Consider the following 2,054-nt stretch of genomic DNA (forward strand, 5'->3'; position numbering starts at 1 on the left):
AGAGCGTCCTCAGCCCAAGCGGCCAGGGATCCCCGCCAAAACCGCCGGCGGCTCCAGCGGCGCCGGCAGAAACTCACCCCCCCGGTAGTCCAGTAGCTGCACCAGGAGCAAGTAGCCCACCCCCAGGGCAATGGCCAAAGCTCCCGTAACAATAGCCACCCACTTAGGCCGTTCCACGCTGCGCCTCCCCCGTCAACTGCCTATCCCTACCCATGATGCCCGAAACGACCACTTGCGGCCCAGCCAAGGATGTCTGGAAGTTTTTGTATCCTGAGGGGGTGTGAGGTCTGGAGAGATGATGAACGGGATCCCATCTTGGCGGCGGCAACTGCGGCGTTGGCTGCCCTGGGCTGCCCTGCTGCTGCTCCTGGTGGCAATTGGCTACTGGGTGGGCCCCCGACCCCGACCTTATCCCCAAGAGCCAGAGCTGCCCACCCTGGCCCCTCTGCCGCAGCACCCCCGCATCCGGGTGGCCTTCAACCAAAGCCGCGAGAGCACCTATCGAGATCCCTATCGCCAGGTCTATCGCTACGGCTACAACCTAGAGGAGTTGATTATCTCTCAGATTCGCTCTGCCCGGCAGTCGGTGGATGTGGCGGTGCAGGAGCTGAACCTGCCTCTCATTGCCCAAGCCCTAGCCGAGCGGCGGCAGGCCGGGATCCCGGTGCGGGTGATTACCGAAAACACCTATGTGCGGGCCTGGCACCAGCTCACCCCTGCCGAAGTGGGGGCGCTGGACGAGCGCAGCCGTCAAAAGTTCGAAGAGTACCGCCACCTGGTGGATGTGAACCGGGACGGACAGTTCTCCCCTGAGGAGATCGCCAGCCGGGATGTCTATGCCCTGCTCGATGGGGGGCAAGTGCCCTGGCTGGATGACACCGCCAACGGCTCCAAGGGCAGCGGCCTGATGCACCACAAGTTTGTGATTATCGACGGGCAGCGGGTGCTGACCGGGTCGGCCAATTTTACCCTCTCCGATATTCACGGGGATTTCGATGCCCCCGGCAGTGTGGGCAACGCCAATCACCTACTGCTGCTCGATAGCCCCGAGCTGGCCCGCATCTACACCGAGGAATTCAACCTCATGTGGGGGGATGGGCCAGGGGGATCGCCCGACAGCCGCTTTGGCGTGCAAAAGCTCAGGCGCCCCCTGGAGACGGTTTACCTTGACGATGCCATCGTGGGGGTGCATTTTTCCCCTGCCAGCCGCTCCCTGCCCTATGAGGCCACCTCCAACGGCCTCATCGCGGCCACCCTGGCCCAAGCGCGGCAGCAGGTGGATCTGGCTCTGTTTGTCTTTACCGACTCAGGCATTGCCAACCAGCTCAGGCAACTGCGCCAGGAGCGTAACGTAGAAATTCGCGGCCTGTTTGACCCTGGCTTTGCCTTTCGTGACTACAGCCGCACCCTGGAGATGTGGGGGCTGCTGCTCCCCGACGAAAACTGCCGGGTGGACGCGGCCCGCCTGCCCTGGACAGTGCCCGCCTCCTCTGTGGGCGTGCCCAACCTCGCTCCGGGAGACAAACTGCACCACAAGTTCGCCATCGTTGACCCCGGCACCCCCCAGGCCACGGTGATCACCGGATCCCACAATTGGTCGGTGGCGGCCAACCACCTCAACGACGAAAACCTCTTGATCATCCGCAACGGGCGGGTAGCGGATCACTTTGTGCGCGAGTTCGAGCGGCTCCTTGCCGAGGCCCGCTTTGGCCCCAGCCGCCGCCTGCAGCAACAGGCGGAAGAGAGAGCCCGCCTCTGCCCGAGCCCTGTCCCCGTTGCCCTCTCCCCATCTGAAGCAGAGCCGGAGCTGCTGGAAGTCGAGGCGATCTCCGTTCCTGACAGGGGATCCCCTTCCCAGCCGGCTACCCCGCAATCTTCTCGCGTGAACTTAAACACCGCCACCGCAGCGGAGCTGGAGCAGTTGCCCGGCATTGGCCCGGGCCTGGCGCAGCGCATCATCGAGGCCCGCCCCTTCTCCTCCTTGGAAGATCTGCAGCGGGTCAAGGGCATCGGCCCGGCCCGGATTGAGCAACTGCGGGATCGGGTCACCTGGT

Annotated in this window: 2 protein-coding genes; one reads left to right on the forward strand and one right to left on the reverse strand. The window is 64.3% G+C overall.

Features of this window, described 5'->3' with window-relative positions; genetic code table 11:
- Nucleotides 1-9: 9 nt before the first annotated feature.
- A complete protein-coding gene (locus NW857_RS00125; RefSeq protein ID WP_414333977.1) occupies nucleotides 10-177 on the reverse strand; it encodes a hypothetical protein in 168 nt (55 codons plus the stop codon).
- 121 nt (nucleotides 178-298) lie between these two features.
- On the opposite strand from NW857_RS00125, the gene NW857_RS00130 reads away from it, so the two are divergent.
- Nucleotides 299-2,054: phospholipase D-like domain-containing protein (locus NW857_RS00130; RefSeq protein WP_414367652.1), on the forward strand; the 1,756-nt coding region annotated here is incomplete at its 3' end.

The sequence above is a fragment of the Synechococcus sp. H55.9 genome, from assembly GCF_047462355.1.
In the GTDB taxonomy this organism is placed as follows: Bacteria; Cyanobacteriota; Cyanobacteriia; order Thermostichales; family Thermostichaceae; genus Thermostichus.